Here is a 14,959-nt window from a genome sequence, read left to right as displayed (position 1 = left end):
GGTTTACCTTCAGTGATGGTACCTGTTTTGTCTAAGGCAAGTATGTCACTTTTTGCCATAGTCTCAAGAAAAGAGGCTTCTTTAAAAAGAATTCCTCTTTTTGCTGCAAGACTGATACCTACAAGGGTTGCCATAGGTGTGGCCAAACCTAGCGCACATGGACAGGCAATGACGATAACAGAGATACCTACAATGAGGGCTTGTTCAAAACTATCTGCCCAAAAGTACCAGCCTGTAAAAGTAAGTAAAGCGATGATAAGGATGATGGTAGAAAAGTATCCGGAAACAGTGTTCGCAAGTTGTTCTATACGAGGTTTTTTGGTAATGGACTCTTCAAGCAGGTTAACAATGGAGGTTAACATAGAATTTGATGCATCTTTGGTGGCACTGTAGTGTACCACAGAGTCCAAACAGATAGACCCGCTTAAAATAGTGTCATTTTGTTTTTTATAGATCGGTTCATTTTCTCCTGTGAGTGAACTCTCATCAAAAGAACTTTGCCCCCAAGTAACAGCGCCATCTATTACTACTTTTTCACCGGGCTTGAGCTCTATGATGTCCCCCACAACAACATTCTCAATGCTTACCAATGACTTCACGCCATCCTTGAGGGTTGTAACTTCTGTCGGTGTACTTCCCATGAGACCATCTAAGGTATCAACAGCATGTTTTTTACTCAGTACTTCAAGGTATTTCCCTACAAGTACAAAAGTGATGATCATGACCACCGAGTCAAAATAGACTTCGCCCCTTTGGCTTATCATCGCATATATGGAGTAAATGTAGGCAGAGAGTGCACCGGATGCAACAAGGGTATCCATATTTACGATGTTGTTCTTATAGCCATAATAGGCACCTCTAAAAAAGATCCATCCGGAGTAAAAGAGCACAGGTGTAGCCAACACAAACTCAGCAACATTGAGGATGTCTTTAAAAGATTGTTGTATGCCTCCAAAATAACCTGCATAGTGTGCGACAGCTAACCACATAATGTTCATAGATCCAAAAATAGCCACTAAAATACGGGAATAATATGTTTTCCGTGTACTTATGGCGCGTTCTTCTTGAAGTTTCGGATCGTAAGGGTAGGCGTTATAGCCGATAGAACGAATGGTTTGTATAATGTGAGAGAGTTTGATGATCTCAGGATCCCAGATGATCTTGGCTTTGTTGTTTGTATAGTTGATACTTGTTTCTATGACCCCATCTGTTTTGTGCAGTACCTTTTCATTGAGCCATACACAGGCAGAACAGTGTATACCTTCAATAATGAGGTTAACTTCACATAGTCCATCCTCATGGGTAGTGATGTATTTGTTTTTAAATCCTTCTAAGTCAAACTTTTCGAGATCTTCATTATTTTGTATGGCAGGTTGAAGTTTGGTATCTCCCAGCTTGTCATAAAAGGTGTCCAATCCCTCAGCATTTAAGAGATGGTAGACACCCTGGCAGCCTTTACAGCAGAAAAAAAGCTGTGCATCATTCTGCTGTTCAGCGATCATCACATCTTCAGGAAAAGTGAGATTACAGTGGGTACATGTTATGTCTGCCAAATATATTTCCTTCATTGATGGTAACAGGAGTCTTGCCCACATTACGATAAGTGCATATTTTATCTAAATATGGGTAAAATCTTCTATGGAAAATGCACTCTTATTTACGATCATCCTTCTTTTTGCAGAACTCTTTGAAGCATATATTCAACGTGCCCAAACGCTTTTAGATGTTTTGGAAAAGCTCTATGCCTATTATCAAAAAAGTATCTTTCTATTTTTTCTCATCCAACCAGGATTTTACTTTATTATGTTTATCGTACTTTTAACAGGAGTATTGAATGTGACTATGGTATTTCTTTTAGCGATTAAAATTTTTGATATATTTTATAAAATAGAATTGATCAAAAAAGTGTTTATAGAGCGTGAAGTCTCCCAGGAAATAGCACAAATGCTAGAATGGAAAATGCCTTCAATGTTTTTTTTCATGGGAGCAGCATTATACCCTCCATTATTGTTTTATGCTCTTACATAAAGTATGGGTTTGACTTTTCAGCCAAAAAGGATTATAATGCTATTACTACACGTAGCATATTGTATTGGCTAACGTACAATCTCCATAATGCATATTCAAAACAAGAGGAAATATGAGCGATAATAAAAAATCTTCTAATGGCAATAACGCCAACAGAAAAAACAGAACACATGTACCAGTAGACGGCTACAAAATAGAAAACCTCCAACAACTCCCATTGACAGAACTTGTAACCATAGCAAAAGAAGTTAAAGTAGAAAATCCGAATGAATTTCAGAGAAAAGATCTTATTTTTGAAATCCTTAAATCACAAGTGAATCAGGGAGGATTTATCCTCTACACGGGTATTCTTGAAGTAATGAACGATGGTTTTGGTTTTTTACGTTCTATCGATGGAAACTTTGCCAACTCAAGTAATGACACTTATGTAAGCGGTACACAAATTAAACGATTTGCACTGAGAAATGGTGATATTGTTACAGGTCAGGTACGCTCACCAAAAGACCAAGAGAAGTATTATGCACTTCTTAAAATTGAAGCTATTAACTATGTCGCTCCAGAGAAGTCAAAACAGAGGCCACTTTTTGAAAACCTCACGCCACTGTATGCAAGTGAACAACTCAAGCTCGAGTATAACCCTATGAAAATGACTGGACGTGTACTTGATCTCTTTACACCTATTGGAAAAGGACAAAGAGCACTTGTTGTTGCACCTCCAAGAACAGGTAAAACAGAATTGCTTAAAGAGCTTGCACATGGTGTTACATTTAATAACCCAGATGCATCACTTATGGTACTCTTAGTTGATGAGAGACCTGAAGAGGTCACTGACATGCAACGTTCAGTTAAAGGTGAAGTGTATGCTTCAACATTTGACCTCCCTGCGCAAAACCATGTAAGAACAGCCGAAATGGTCATAGAAAAAGCCAAAAGACGTGTAGAGATGGGTAAAGATGTTATCATTTTACTTGATTCTATTACCAGACTTGCACGTGCCTACAATACGGTAACACCAAGTTCAGGTAAAGTACTCTCCGGTGGTGTAGATGCCAATGCGCTACATAAACCAAAACGTTTCTTTGGTGCAGCTAGAAATATAGAAGAGGGTGGTTCTTTGACTATCATCGCTACAGCACTTATCGATACAGGTAGCCGTATGGATGAAGTGATCTTTGAAGAGTTTAAAGGTACAGGTAACTCGGAAGTCGTTCTTAGTCGTCATGTATCTGAAAGACGTATCTATCCTGCGATAGATGTAACTAAATCGGGAACAAGAAAAGAAGAACTTATGATGCAGCCTGAGACACTTCAAAAAGTATGGGCATTGAGAAATGCGATGCAAAACATGGAAGAGGTAGAAGGGCTTAAATTCCTTTTCTCTAAAATGATGAAAACTAAAACAAATGAAGAGTTCCTTTCTATTATGAACGAAGGTGCGTAGGTAACTGCAATGAAAATATGCATATTTTCATCTGAGCCGATAGGTGAAGCTTTAGTGCAAGGCACCCCAAGGGCATTTCCTAAGCGGGCAATTGTAGCTGGGCTTTGCCTATCTACAAGGAGACATAAATAATGCGTATCGGCGTTTTTGATTCTGGCTTGGGTGGGTTGACTGTTGTTCAAGCCATGACCCAAGTGATCAAAGGTGCTCAGATCTTCTATGTTGCAGATACCAAAAATGCACCATACGGTGAGAAAACTCCAGAACAAATCTTACAATACTCTCTTAATATCACTAATTATCTTATAGGTACACACCAAATAGATGCGCTTATCTTAGCATGTAATACAGCTACTTCTTCTGCCATTCAACATTTGAGAGAAACCTATCCCTCACTTATTATTATTGGTACTGAACCTGGCATAAAACCGGCTATAGAACAGACGATTACAGGTAGGATAGGGGTTCTTGCTACACCGGCTACACTCCAGGGAGATAAGTACCAGAAATTGGCTCAAACACTCTCTTTGGAAAAAAGTGTAGAGATTTTTGAACAGGCATGTCCCGGATTGGTTGAACAGATAGAAAAAGGTGAGATGGGGAGTGAAGAGACAAAAGCTTTACTAGAAAAGTGGCTTGCTCCTATGAGAGAGAATAATGTAGATACGATCGTCCTGGGATGTACGCATTACCCTCTTGTAGGTCAAAGTATAGAAAATATAATGGACTGTAATGTGAGTCTGATCCATACAGGTGAAGCCATATCCAAACATTTACTTACATTAGGTAGTCAAAAAGGACACCTTAATGAGGGTGACTTACAAATACATATCCATACTACGGGCGAAATACAGATACAGATAATAGATACTATTATTGAAACCTATGAAAATATCTATTCAATAGAAATCGAAAATCATTAGATTCTCTCTGGGTTGCTACTTACTTATACATTAGTTGAAGTTATTTTCAATTATCTTTTTACGATAATGGCTACTATAAACTTAACTATGATAGAATATCTCCATACGGTTTTACTGTATTGAAAAAGCCTAATTTGTTGCGAAGCAAGTACGGAAAGTTATGGGACTCAGAAATTTTATTCTGGAGTTTGCCAGACTACCAATAAGAGGATTAAAAATGAAAAATTTGTTAGAAAGCTTTGCTATATTGCTTGTTGGACTTTTGTCTATAGGTATCGTATATTTAATTGTACAGTATAACATGATCGATGATCAAAACTTCATAGACCCATTAGATAAGACTGCATATGAAATGCCGACTGACGCTGAGTTAGAGGATGATGATGATCTTGATGACGATGAAGATGATATCGATGCAGATGAGGATGCTGACTTAGATAAAGAGGAGTAAATGAAGTGAGAGTAGGACTTACAGTCCTACCGCTTCTCTTACTTTTAGCATTTTGTCATTTGCAATGGCTCTTGCTTTTTTAGCACCTTGTGCCAATATGTCATTTACCTCATCCATATGGTTGAGGTAATACTCTCTTTTTTCCCTAGCTTCACCCAACTCTTCCCAAATTAACTCTTTAAGATATTTTTTAAAGTGACCGTACCCTTCTTTACCGCTTTTATAACGTGCCTGAAGTTCAAGTTTTTGCTCATCATCTAAAAAGAGTGATGCCAATGCATAGATATTGTCTCCCTCATATTCCAATGGCTCACCTAGTGGCGTAGAAGATGAGATGATCTTGTTACATCTTTTTTGCAGAGGCTTTTCATCCATAAAAAGATCGATGGCATTGTCATAACTCTTACTCATCTTTTGACCATCTATACCAGGGATCGTCGCCACATCTTCCTGTACAATGTGCTCAGGAAGTGTAAATATCTCTCCATACTCATTGTTGAACTTTATCGCGATATCTCTAGTCATTTCAACGTGTTGGATCTGGTCTTTTCCTACGGGTACTTTTTGGGTATCATACAGGAGTATATCCGCAGCCATAAGTACAGGGTACGAAAAAAGTGCATGGTTTGCAGCGATACCTTTGGCTACCTTATCTTTGTAAGAGTGGGCACGTTCAAGTAGTCCCATAGGGGTAAATTTGGAAAGGATCCAGTAGAGTTCAAGTACTTCAGGCACATCACTTTGTACCCAAAATGTTGTTTTTGCAGGATCAAGCCCAAGAGAAAGGTAATCAACAGCAGCATCTATAGTGTGTTGCTTAAGCGTAGCTGCATCTTTTGAAGTGGTTAGTGAGTGATAGTTGGCGATAAATGTAAAAAGTTCATGTTCTTCTTGAAGCTCAACCATAGGCTTCATTGCCCCAAAATAGTTTCCTATATGGAGTTTCCCTGAAGCTTGTATTCCTGTAAGTACACGCATAATAATGTCCTAAATTTAGTTTAGGAGATTATAGCGAAGTGTTAGTAAAGAAACCTATTCATCCTCGTCAAAACGTTCGCCACGTTTACGTGCAACGATGTCTAAAGGCACACCTTCAAAGTCAAATTTACTTCTAAGGAAGTTTGCCAGATAACGTTTATAAGAAAAGTGTATAAATGTTGGTCTGTTGCTTATGAGAGCGATTTTTGGTGGCTTTGTTTCGTACTGTGTAGCAAATTTTATGTTGACTACAGCACCATTATGTGATGGGACATGGTGTCTTCTGATGGCTTCACGTATGGCATCATTGAGTTCAGACGTAGAGATACGTTGCGTGTATCGTTTATAGATCTCTGTCACTTGATCAAGTATCTTGTTGACACGCAGTCCTGTTTTTGCTGAGATAGTGATAAGCGGCGCATAGTGCAGGAATTTCATTTCATCACGTATCTCCTCTACCACTTCCTCATAGGTTTTGTCTTCATTGATATCCCATTTATTGACAACAATAAGACAGGCAAGTTTATACTTTTCGATGAGTCCAGCAACCCTTTCATCCAGTTCTGTAACACCTACTGTGGCATCTATCATCAGTAAAACCAGGTTCGCTTTTTCCAGCATCTCTGTAGTACGTGTAAGTGCATACTTCTCAATACCGACAATTTTACTTCTTCTTCGTATACCTGCTGTATCAACAAAGGTGATCTTGTAGTCATTGTGTTCTATCATCTCATCGATGGGGTCAATGGTTGTTCCCGCCACATCAGAGACTACTGAACGTTCTTCTCCTAAAAGTGCGTTAAGGAGTGAACTTTTACCTGTATTGACACGGCCGATGATAGCGACTTTGAGTTCATTGTCAAGCTCTTCTTCTTTGACACGGTTGATATCACGGACTATCTCATCAAAAGGGTCTATTTCTGTATCCTCAGTGAGTTCAAGTCCCTCTGGTTCCTCTTCATGAGCAGGGATAAGTTCTTCCAACCAGGCATAGAAGTCATTGAAATAACGGTTATGACTCACCGACATAGGAAAGGTTGCATCAGCACCAAACTCTAAAAATTCCCAATAACGCTCTTCTTCTTTGTCATTGTCAATCTTGTTGACAACAAGTGCAAGTGGTTTACCCATCGCTTGAAGTTTGTAGAAGAGTTCTCTGTCTTCCTCTGATGGTAGTGTCTTACCGTCAACCATATAGATGATGATATCTGCCATATCTGCAGCTTTCAGTGCAAACTCTGCTACTTTGGTAAAGAGTTCAGTGGAGTAGTCTATTCCTCCTGTATCGATCACTTCAAAGTCACGGTTCCCTGAAATGGTGACGATCCGTTTTTTAATATCTCTTGTCGTACCTGAAACATCAGCAGTGATAGCATCTCTTTGTCTTGCCAAACGGGTAAAGAGTGAACTCTTCCCTACATTTGGTCGGCCTAATATGGCTACTTTTTTTAGTTCTTGCATAAATATAATCTTTCTTAATAATTATTAGAATTATAGCACATTTTCTTCAGGCATCTGTTCCACATAAATAGACTGGGAAGGAAAGGCAAAACTAGACCCATTATCTTCAACGATCTTCATGATCTTCAAATGGATATCTTCACGTATATTTAAGTAACGTTCCCAGTTTGCAGTACTCGTAAACGTATAGATGAAGATATTGAGTGCAGAGTCACCAAAAGATTCAAAATTAACCAGTAAAGTCTCTTTTTGAGAGATCTTCTCATGGTTATGTAACATGCTTCGAATCTCTCGTACTATCGTATTCATTTGCTCTCCAGTTGTACTGTATGTAAGGCCTATACGCATTTTAATTCTTCGGACACCCCTGCGAGAAAAGTTCTCTATAGGAGAATTTGAGACGATTTGGTTAGGGACAGTGATGAGTGACTTTTCAAAAGAACGTATTTTGGTTGTACGCATTCCTATGTCTTCAACGGTACCTTCTACACCTCCCACTTTGATCCACTCACCAATTCGGATAGATTTATCTGCCAGTAAGGCAAACGAACCAAACATATTTGAAGCTGTATCTTTTGCAGCAAGAGCAAAGGCAAGACCTCCCAGTCCAAGAGAAGCAACAAGGGCAGTTACATTAATGCCCCATACTTGAAGCATGGCACCCAGGCCAACACCACCTACGAGTACTTTAACTATTTTCAGAATGAAGTTGCCCATTTCCTTGGCAAGATCGGGATTGAATTTTTCTGTAGCATGGTGAAACAAATCACGTAAAGACTCCAGAACAGAAATAATGGCCCAAAATATAGTGTAAACCACCAGGGTATTGAGAATATTTTTAATAAATTCTGTTTCTTTGAAAATAATCAAGAAAAAAAGGTGTGCACCAACAAGTATAAATGCAAAGCGTATAGGTCCTTTCAATGCAGAAATGATCTTGTCATCATTGTATGTATCTGTTAATTTGGAAAATTTTTGTAAGGTACCGATAAAGATAAGGGTGAAAAGTTTTCGAAAAAGTAAAAAGAGTAAAAAAACCAATATCGCAGCAAAAAGATTTCCCAATGGAATATCAAAAAAAGTATTTTCTAAAAAAGGAAATTTTTCATATACGGGTACAAGCCATATTTGTACGGTTCCCTCAAGATTCATTGACAAGTCATCTATCACATTTAGAGACTGAGTCATATTGAGTTCATTTGTTTGCGTTGTTGGCATTTTTTGTCATCCTTCACTTTTTATACACATAATTATAGTAGAATTTGATATAAAGTGAGATAGAAAAGGATCAACGTGATAAGAAGAATTTTTATAGTTTATGGTTTATTTTTACTTTTAGGAAGTGTTGCATCAGCAGGAGTGACACAGTTAAATTACAAAGCAACCTTTGGCATATTTGGTACGGTAGGGACTATTGAAAACACACTTACTCAGAAGGGCAAAACGTATGAGATTGATTCAACCGTAGAGTTGGCAGGACTTGCAAAAGTACTTCTGAGCGGGCAAACTGAACGTTATGTTTCTAAAGGACACATGGAAAAAGGGCTGATGGTCAGTGATTTTTATCAGATGATCACCAAAAAGAATGATAAAGTAAAAAGCAAAGAGTATCACATCAACCATCAAGAGAAGTATGTGACAAAAAGACATCGAAAATGGCTTAAGGGTAAGTTGATAGAAGACCGTACCGAGAAACTGGAATTTTATGCAAAAGATGACTTGTTGACACTCTATTTCAATTTAGGTACAGCAGTGGATAAAAAGGGTGAAACACGTCTGTTTAACGCAGTAGGACTCGAAAAACAAAATGGTCAAGTTGAAATTACAGTTCCTGATGATACAGAAGTGGCAGCCTATAAAAAAGATTTAGGTGAGGGTGCAAGTCTTTATGCCAAAGCGCTGATACATCAAAAAAATTTCAGAAAGAAAAAAGGAGATATATTACTTGGTGTGGGGGAAGATAAGTTTATCTATAAATCAGTGATCAAAGATATCTTATTTTACGGTGATGCCCAGCTTGTAAGAGTCAAATAAGTTTAGCATGTAAAACAAAATCCATCACTTTCTTATCTGACATTTCACAAGGTTTTAACATTCCGCCTTTCATAGTGGGATAGTAATTCCCACTGACGATGTCATTTCCTCCTAACTCTTTTGCATAGAGCTTGAGAAGTTTACCTCCCAATAATGTCTCTTTTCTCAGTAGATATCGCTTCTCAAGATAGTGCATATATGATGCACCATTGGGGAGGGCTAAAAGATGAGTGTAAAATTCTGTTTCGTTCATAGCAGCTATTATGCTACACTTCCACCAAAAATTAGGATAATCTTTTGAAAAAAATGATTCAAAACATGGATAGAGGTATACTTTTCATGTTATTGGCTTCGCTTAGCTTTGCTGTCATGGGTGGCTTTGCTAAAGTTGTGAGCCAAGTTCTACCTCCCGTTGAAGTGACTTTTTTTCGAAATATTTTTGGTGTTCTTCTTGTAGGAATTGCCATCTATAAAGTACCCCTGAAGCAAACGGGAGGTAAACCTTTTCTACTTCTGTTCCGTGGTTCTATGGGCTTTGCTGCACTTTTGGCATATTTTTATATCATGGCACATATTCCCCTGGGTGAAGCCGTTACATACAACAAAACATCACCTATATTTGTAGCTATATTTGCGTATCTTTTTTTAAATGAAAAGTTACACAAAAGTGCTTTATTGGCCATTATTATAGGATTTATTGGGATATTTTTGGTGGCACAACCTCAGGGTGGAACATTTGACAAATATGACATACTGGGTATTTTTTCAGGTATAGGTGCAGCGCTTGCTTATACTTCTATACGAGAACTTAGAAAGTACTATGACACCCGTGCTATTGTGATGTCATTTATGGGGGTAGGAACCGTAGCACCACTATTCTTGATGCTGATTACTCCTTATGTGACTGTTTCAGAGGAGTTTGACTGGATGTTCGCTGAATTTGTCATGCCAGAAGGTGTACAGTGGGGGTATGTAACTGCAGTTGGCATCTTTGCTACCATCTCTCAACTTTTGATGACCAAAGCCTATGAACTGACAAAGGCAGGTATTGTTGGTACAATTAGTTACAGTAATATTGTCTTTGCAGTAGTGATAGGTATAATGTTGGGAGACCCTATACCTGATATTTGGACAGTTTTAGGTATAATCTTGGTTATATTCTCAGGGCTCTTAGTGGCTCTGCCTAAAGGACTAAAATGATTTTAATAGCCGGACCTTGTGTTCTAGAAAGTCGTGACGCTGTTATGCGTATCGCAGAGTCTTTAGGTAAGTACCATGATGACTGTACTAAAGATTTTTACTTTAAAGCGAGTTTTGACAAAGCCAATCGTACAAGCCTGGATTCTTTTAGAGGTCCTGGACTCGAGGAAGGGCTTAAAATGCTTCAAGAGGTCAAAGACCAGTTTGGCTATAAGATCTTAACAGATGTACATGACTACACACAACCTGCAGCAGCAGCTGAGGTAGCAGATGTACTTCAGATCCCTGCATTTTTATGTCGCCAAACTGATCTGCTTGTAGCAGCTGCAAAAACATCTGCGGTAGTTAACATTAAAAAAGGACAGTTTTTAGCACCTGCTGCAATGGAGCATTCAGTAGGAAAAGTACTTAAAACCAGAGGCTTTGATGGTGAAGTAAGTTATGAAAATGCCAAGAAATATAATGTATGGCTTACTGAAAGAGGTACTACGTTTGGATATGGTAACCTTGTGGTAGATATGCGTGGGCTTAGAACGATGCGTGAGTTTGCCCCAGTGGTATTTGATGCAACTCACTCTGTACAGATGCCTGCATCAGGTGGTGCGAGCTCAGGTGGAGACTCTTCGTTTGTACCGTATCTTTCACGTGCAGCAGCAGCAGTCGGTGTAGACGGGTTCTTTTTTGAAACACATTTTGATCCGAGCATCGCTTTGAGTGATGGACCAAATATGATAGAATTAAGCAAATTAGATGCTTTGGTCGAACAGATCGATGCGATACGATCGATAGTAGAGTAGTCTCTGACTATAGTAAGAAAAATTGTATAGGAACTTTGTTTTTATGCACAGAGAATAAATTTAAAAATAAAAATTAAAGGATAAGAATGAAAACAGTAGAAGGTCAACTTTCAGTAGATAAGAGTAAAAAAGTAGCAATTATCAATGCAAGATTTAACCACTTTATAACAGACAGATTGGTAGAAGGTGCAGTCGATGCTTATGCAAGACATGGTGGAAATGCAGATGATCTAGATCTTATCTTGGTACCAGGTGCATTTGAAGTACCATTTGCTCTGGACAAAGCATTGGCTTCTGGTAAATATGATGCTGTATGTTGTTTAGGTGCAGTGATCCGTGGTGCAACACCTCACTTTGACTATGTATCAGCAGAGGCAACTAAAGGTGTGGCATCGGTAACACTAAAGTATGGTAAGCCGGCAACATTTGGTGTACTGACAGTAGACAGCATTGAACAGGCTATAGAAAGAGCAGGTACTAAAGCAGGAAATAAAGGTGCTGAAGCGATGGTAGGACTTATTGAACTTATTAACCTTTACAGTGAGCTTGATTAATGGCAACTAGACATCAGGCACGTACAGCTGTTGTAGGATTACTCTATGCTTATGACTTGGGGAATGAAAACATTGCAAAATTTTCAGATGAAATCTTGGAAGAAGGTAAGATCCGAAATAAGCAAAAAGAGTTTTCAGATGCACTTTTTCAGGGAACTATAGAAAATCTTGAAATGTTGGATGCCAAGATCAATGAACATTTGGATGATTGGGACTATGATGGCATAGGCAAAGTAGAAAAAGCTATCATGAGACTGGGTGCGTATGAGATACTTGTGGCTAAAACTGACAAAGCAATTATCATTAACGAAGCAGTTGAACTTGCAAAATCACTTGCAGATGAAAAATCACCACAGTTTATAAATGGTGTTTTAGATTCATTGGATAAAGAAAAATAAAGTATGATAAGCGTTAAAACGCAATACAAGCGAGGCACTAAATGACAAGTCGTACAAGCACGATGACAAAACGTATGAGTATAGATGAAGCAGTAGAGCTCATAGAAAAAGCTGATTTGAAAACCCTTGGAAAAATGGCACTCGCACGTAAAAAAGAGATGCATCCCAAAGGTGTTACTACATTTGTCGTGGACAGAAACATCAACTATACGAATATTTGCTGGGTGGACTGTAAGTTTTGTGCTTTTTATACACATGAGAAAAAAGAAGATTCATACATTTTGACTTTTGATGAGATAGACCAAAAGATAGATGAACTTGTAGCCATAGGTGGAACACAGATACTCTTTCAAGGCGGTGTGCATCCGAAACTCGAAATAGAGTGGTATGAAGATTTGGTGGAACATATTTCAAAGAAATACCCTCAAGTAACTATACACGGCTTTTCATCTATTGAGATAGATTACATAGCCAACCGTTCAAAAATAAGTATCTCGGAAGTTTTACGTAGACTTAAAGCCAAGGGACTTAGTTCCATTCCTGGTGCAGGGGCAGAGATACTTTCAGATAGAGTACGTGATATCATAGCGCCTAAAAAACATGATAAAGATCAATGGCTGGAAGTGCACCGTCAGGCACATAAGCTTGATATTAAGTCAACGGCTACGATGATGTATGGTACGGTAGAGACAATACGTGAGATAGTAGAGCATTGGGATTATGTACGTCAGCTTCAGGATGAAACCGGAGGGTTCAGAGCATTTATTATGTGGTCATACCAAAGTGATCATACACAGCTCAAAAGAGAACTTCCTACTATTACGAAGACGACACCAAACCAATATCTTAGGTACCTGGCAGTGGCCAGACTTTTTTTAGACAATGTACCAAACATACAGAGTTCATGGGTTACGCAAGGCTCTTACATAGGACAAATGGCACTCCTTTTTGGAGCCAATGACCTGGGTTCAACCATGATGGAAGAAAACGTTGTTTCCGCTGCAGGAGCCAAGAATGAGATGAATCAGGAAGAGATGATAAAACTCATCTCTGATGTAGGTGAAAAACCTGCGAAACGTAATACTGCGTATGAGATCTTAGAACGATACTATTAAAGGACGTTTTTAAACTTTTGATTGTTAACACTGGGTTGCACTAAAGGTATTTCCTTTGGTCACTTCAGGAGTCGGCTCATGTGACTGGTCACATTTGTTTCTACCTACCAGATAAATAAAAACCTAAAGGTTTTATATGAAGAAAATTATTTTATTATTGATAGCAGTACAAGGAGTATTGATGGCGGCATTCGTTAAAGAGATAGAGATTAAAGAGAGTAAGGTACCCGTTGTATTTGAAGAAGAAAAGTACCTTCCTATTGTATCCATCCAACTGATCTTTAAAAATGCAGGACATTTGACTAATACCAAAGATGGTTTAGCTGACATGGCTGCAAGGCTAATGAATGAAGGTACTTCTAAAGAGGGAAGTATGGGATATGCTACCAAACTGGATGCTCATGCTGTAGATATCGGAGCACATGTAGGCCGTGATAGTTTTGTGATAGAGGTTTCCTCATTAAAAAGTGAATTTCCCTATGCAGTAGAGCGTTTGGAAGAACTTTTAAAAGATCCAAATTATACACAAGAGGCACTGGACCAGATCAAACATCAAAAGATAGGTTGGCTGACACAGAAAAAGAGTGATTTTGATTATATTGCAGGTTCTTCTTTGAGAGCGACACTTTTTAAAGGAAGTGTTTTAGCTAGACCTTATGATGGGACGATTGAAAGTATAAAAAGTATGTCACTGGAAGATATACAAACATTTATCTCTACACACTTAGGGTATAACAATGCCATTGGTGTTGTGGGTGGAGACATTACATTTGATGAAACACAAGGGTATTTGACAAAGCTTCTTGCACTTTTACCAAAAGTTGAAGTGAAAGAAGAGAAAGTTATTCAAGCTTCAAATAAAAAAGAAGTCATACTTATTGATGAAGATACACAACAGGCATATATCTATTTTGGTGCACCATTTAACTACAGCTATAAAGAAAAAGACCAGTACTTGGCAAAGATCGCAGAATATCTTCTTGGCGGAGCCGGTTTTGGTTCACGATTGATGGAAGAGATACGTGTAAAACGTGGGCTCACTTATGGTGTCTATTCATCTTTCAGACGTACAAAACCGGTTTCTTATTTGAGTGGATATATGCAAACAAAACTCAGTACACAAGATGAGGCAAAAGATCTGATACAAGAAGTTGTAGACACTTTTGTCAAAGAGGGTATCACCCAAAAAGAGCTTGACGACACCAAGAATTTTTTACTTGGTTCTGAACCTTTACGTACAGAAACACTTTCTCAAAGACTGCATAGAGCTTATAATGACTATTACTATGGAAGACCACTTGATTTTGGTAAAGAGCAGTTGAAAAAGATTGAGTCTGTTACATTGGATGAGGTCAATACTTTTATCAAAGCACATACTGAGTTGTCAGATATCACATTTAGTATCGTGACTAAAAAGGAAGCTAAACCTACAAAATAATATGTCATATTGACATATTATTTTCCATGTTCCAAAAACTTTTGTATAATCATTAAAACAGAAGAGAAATGGGATAGAGATGGAAGAAGCAAAACAACTGTTTAAAAAGCTCAAGATTCACACATTACTTGACTTAGCACT

The 14,959-nt window shown here is 38.3% G+C and carries 16 protein-coding genes and 1 riboswitch; of the genes, 11 read left to right on the top strand and 5 right to left on the bottom strand.

Going from position 1 to position 14,959, the window contains the following annotated elements; translation table 11 throughout:
* Window positions 1-1,553 (bottom strand): heavy metal translocating P-type ATPase (locus ABYK33_RS08060; protein ID WP_373032588.1); only part of this gene is annotated, 1,553 nt, incomplete at its 3' end.
* 85 nt (window positions 1,554-1,638) lie between these two features.
* Here ABYK33_RS08060 and ABYK33_RS08055 point away from each other — a divergent pair.
* The 4 genes from ABYK33_RS08055 (at window position 1,639) to ABYK33_RS08040 (ending at window position 4,843) form a co-directional block, all read left to right on the top strand.
* Window positions 1,639-2,028, top strand: coding sequence for a hypothetical protein (locus ABYK33_RS08055; protein WP_373032587.1), 390 nt, complete (start codon window positions 1,639-1,641; stop codon window positions 2,026-2,028).
* A 112-nt stretch (window positions 2,029-2,140) separates the two neighbouring features.
* Complete coding sequence (gene rho, locus ABYK33_RS08050; RefSeq protein ID WP_373032586.1) at window positions 2,141-3,469, top strand: transcription termination factor Rho; 1,329 nt, start codon at window positions 2,141-2,143, stop codon at window positions 3,467-3,469.
* Window positions 3,470-3,600: 131 nt separating this feature from the next.
* Window positions 3,601-4,392: a glutamate racemase gene (murI, locus tag ABYK33_RS08045; protein ID WP_373032584.1), complete on the top strand. Its 792-nt coding sequence runs from the start codon at window positions 3,601-3,603 to the stop codon at window positions 4,390-4,392.
* A gap of 117 nt (window positions 4,393-4,509) precedes the next feature.
* Window positions 4,510-4,596: riboswitch (cyclic di-GMP riboswitch) on the top strand.
* A gap of 13 nt (window positions 4,597-4,609) precedes the next feature.
* Window positions 4,610-4,843, top strand: coding sequence for a hypothetical protein (locus ABYK33_RS08040; protein ID WP_373032583.1), 234 nt, complete (start codon window positions 4,610-4,612; stop codon window positions 4,841-4,843).
* Between the two features lie 18 nt (window positions 4,844-4,861).
* Here ABYK33_RS08040 and trpS read toward each other — a convergent pair whose 3' ends face one another.
* From trpS to ABYK33_RS08025, 3 genes are read right to left on the bottom strand one after another with little or no spacing between them, the layout of a single operon-like run.
* Entirely contained in the window at window positions 4,862-5,821 is a 960-nt protein-coding gene (trpS, locus tag ABYK33_RS08035; protein WP_373032582.1) for a tryptophan--tRNA ligase, read from the bottom strand.
* 54 nt (window positions 5,822-5,875) lie between these two features.
* On the bottom strand, window positions 5,876-7,282 hold the full coding sequence (gene der / locus ABYK33_RS08030) for a ribosome biogenesis GTPase Der (protein ID WP_373032581.1): 1,407 nt from the start codon (window positions 7,280-7,282) through the stop codon (window positions 5,876-5,878).
* 30 nt (window positions 7,283-7,312) lie between these two features.
* The gene (locus tag ABYK33_RS08025; protein WP_373032580.1) at window positions 7,313-8,500 is read right to left on the bottom strand and encodes a mechanosensitive ion channel family protein; all 1,188 of its coding nucleotides are present in this window, start codon (window positions 8,498-8,500) and stop codon (window positions 7,313-7,315) included.
* Between the two features lie 75 nt (window positions 8,501-8,575).
* On the opposite strand from ABYK33_RS08025, the gene ABYK33_RS08020 reads away from it, so the two are divergent.
* On the top strand, window positions 8,576-9,316 hold the full coding sequence (locus ABYK33_RS08020; protein WP_373032579.1) for a DUF3108 domain-containing protein: 741 nt from the start codon (window positions 8,576-8,578) through the stop codon (window positions 9,314-9,316).
* On the opposite strand, the gene ABYK33_RS08015 is transcribed toward ABYK33_RS08020, so the two are convergent.
* The gene (locus tag ABYK33_RS08015; protein WP_373032577.1) at window positions 9,309-9,569 is read right to left on the bottom strand and encodes a hypothetical protein; all 261 of its coding nucleotides are present in this window, start codon (window positions 9,567-9,569) and stop codon (window positions 9,309-9,311) included. The genes ABYK33_RS08020 and ABYK33_RS08015 overlap by 8 nt on opposite strands.
* Window positions 9,570-9,622: 53 nt before the next feature.
* Between ABYK33_RS08015 and ABYK33_RS08010 the strand changes: the two genes are divergently transcribed.
* The 6 genes from ABYK33_RS08010 to ABYK33_RS07985 all read left to right on the top strand — a co-directional run bounded on the left by ABYK33_RS08010 (window position 9,623) and on the right by ABYK33_RS07985 (window position 14,818).
* A complete protein-coding gene (locus ABYK33_RS08010; RefSeq protein ID WP_373032589.1) occupies window positions 9,623-10,516 on the top strand; it encodes a DMT family transporter in 894 nt (297 codons plus the stop codon).
* A complete protein-coding gene (gene kdsA / locus ABYK33_RS08005) occupies window positions 10,513-11,313 on the top strand; it encodes a 3-deoxy-8-phosphooctulonate synthase (protein ID WP_373032575.1) in 801 nt (266 codons plus the stop codon). Before ABYK33_RS08010 ends, kdsA begins: the two co-directional genes overlap by 4 nt.
* A gap of 86 nt (window positions 11,314-11,399) precedes the next feature.
* Entirely contained in the window at window positions 11,400-11,867 is a 468-nt protein-coding gene (ribH, locus tag ABYK33_RS08000) for a 6,7-dimethyl-8-ribityllumazine synthase (RefSeq protein WP_373032573.1), read from the top strand.
* The gene (gene nusB, locus ABYK33_RS07995; protein ID WP_373032571.1) at window positions 11,867-12,265 is read left to right on the top strand and encodes a transcription antitermination factor NusB; all 399 of its coding nucleotides are present in this window, start codon (window positions 11,867-11,869) and stop codon (window positions 12,263-12,265) included. The genes ribH and nusB overlap by 1 nt, the downstream gene beginning before the upstream one ends.
* A gap of 41 nt (window positions 12,266-12,306) precedes the next feature.
* The gene (locus ABYK33_RS07990; RefSeq protein ID WP_373032570.1) at window positions 12,307-13,380 is read left to right on the top strand and encodes a dehypoxanthine futalosine cyclase; all 1,074 of its coding nucleotides are present in this window, start codon (window positions 12,307-12,309) and stop codon (window positions 13,378-13,380) included.
* 136 nt (window positions 13,381-13,516) lie between these two features.
* Window positions 13,517-14,818 carry a M16 family metallopeptidase gene (locus ABYK33_RS07985; protein ID WP_373032568.1) on the top strand — a complete coding sequence of 434 codons (1,302 nt, stop codon included), beginning with the start codon at window positions 13,517-13,519 and terminating at the stop codon, window positions 14,816-14,818.
* Window positions 14,819-14,959 lie beyond the last annotated feature (141 nt).

This window comes from Sulfurovum sp., from assembly GCF_041562805.1.
In the GTDB taxonomy this organism is placed as follows: Bacteria; Campylobacterota; Campylobacteria; order Campylobacterales; family Sulfurovaceae; genus Sulfurovum.
Note: the sequence above shows the minus strand (reverse complement) of the source record. Positions and strands in the feature narration are given on the sequence as shown.

Excerpts from the sequence above, each read along its gene's own strand:
- der (WP_373032581.1), bottom strand. The coding sequence starts at position 7,282 with ATGCAAGAACTAAAAAAAGTAGCCATATTAGGCCGACCAAATGTAGGG.
- nusB (WP_373032571.1), top strand. The coding sequence starts at position 11,867 with ATGGCAACTAGACATCAGGCACGTACAGCTGTTGTAGGATTACTCTAT.
- ABYK33_RS07985 (WP_373032568.1), top strand. The coding sequence starts at position 13,517 with ATGAAGAAAATTATTTTATTATTGATAGCAGTACAAGGAGTATTGATG.
- murI (WP_373032584.1), top strand. The coding sequence starts at position 3,601 with ATGCGTATCGGCGTTTTTGATTCTGGCTTGGGTGGGTTGACTGTTGTT.
- ABYK33_RS08055 (WP_373032587.1), top strand. The coding sequence starts at position 1,639 with ATGGAAAATGCACTCTTATTTACGATCATCCTTCTTTTTGCAGAACTC.
- ABYK33_RS08015 (WP_373032577.1), bottom strand. The coding sequence starts at position 9,569 with ATGAACGAAACAGAATTTTACACTCATCTTTTAGCCCTCCCCAATGGT.
- kdsA (WP_373032575.1), top strand. The coding sequence starts at position 10,513 with ATGATTTTAATAGCCGGACCTTGTGTTCTAGAAAGTCGTGACGCTGTT.
- ribH (WP_373032573.1), top strand. The coding sequence starts at position 11,400 with ATGAAAACAGTAGAAGGTCAACTTTCAGTAGATAAGAGTAAAAAAGTA.
- ABYK33_RS08010 (WP_373032589.1), top strand. The coding sequence starts at position 9,623 with ATGATTCAAAACATGGATAGAGGTATACTTTTCATGTTATTGGCTTCG.
- rho (WP_373032586.1), top strand. The coding sequence starts at position 2,141 with ATGAGCGATAATAAAAAATCTTCTAATGGCAATAACGCCAACAGAAAA.
- ABYK33_RS08040 (WP_373032583.1), top strand. The coding sequence starts at position 4,610 with ATGAAAAATTTGTTAGAAAGCTTTGCTATATTGCTTGTTGGACTTTTG.
- trpS (WP_373032582.1), bottom strand. The coding sequence starts at position 5,821 with ATGCGTGTACTTACAGGAATACAAGCTTCAGGGAAACTCCATATAGGA.
- ABYK33_RS08025 (WP_373032580.1), bottom strand. The coding sequence starts at position 8,500 with ATGCCAACAACGCAAACAAATGAACTCAATATGACTCAGTCTCTAAAT.
- ABYK33_RS07990 (WP_373032570.1), top strand. The coding sequence starts at position 12,307 with ATGACAAGTCGTACAAGCACGATGACAAAACGTATGAGTATAGATGAA.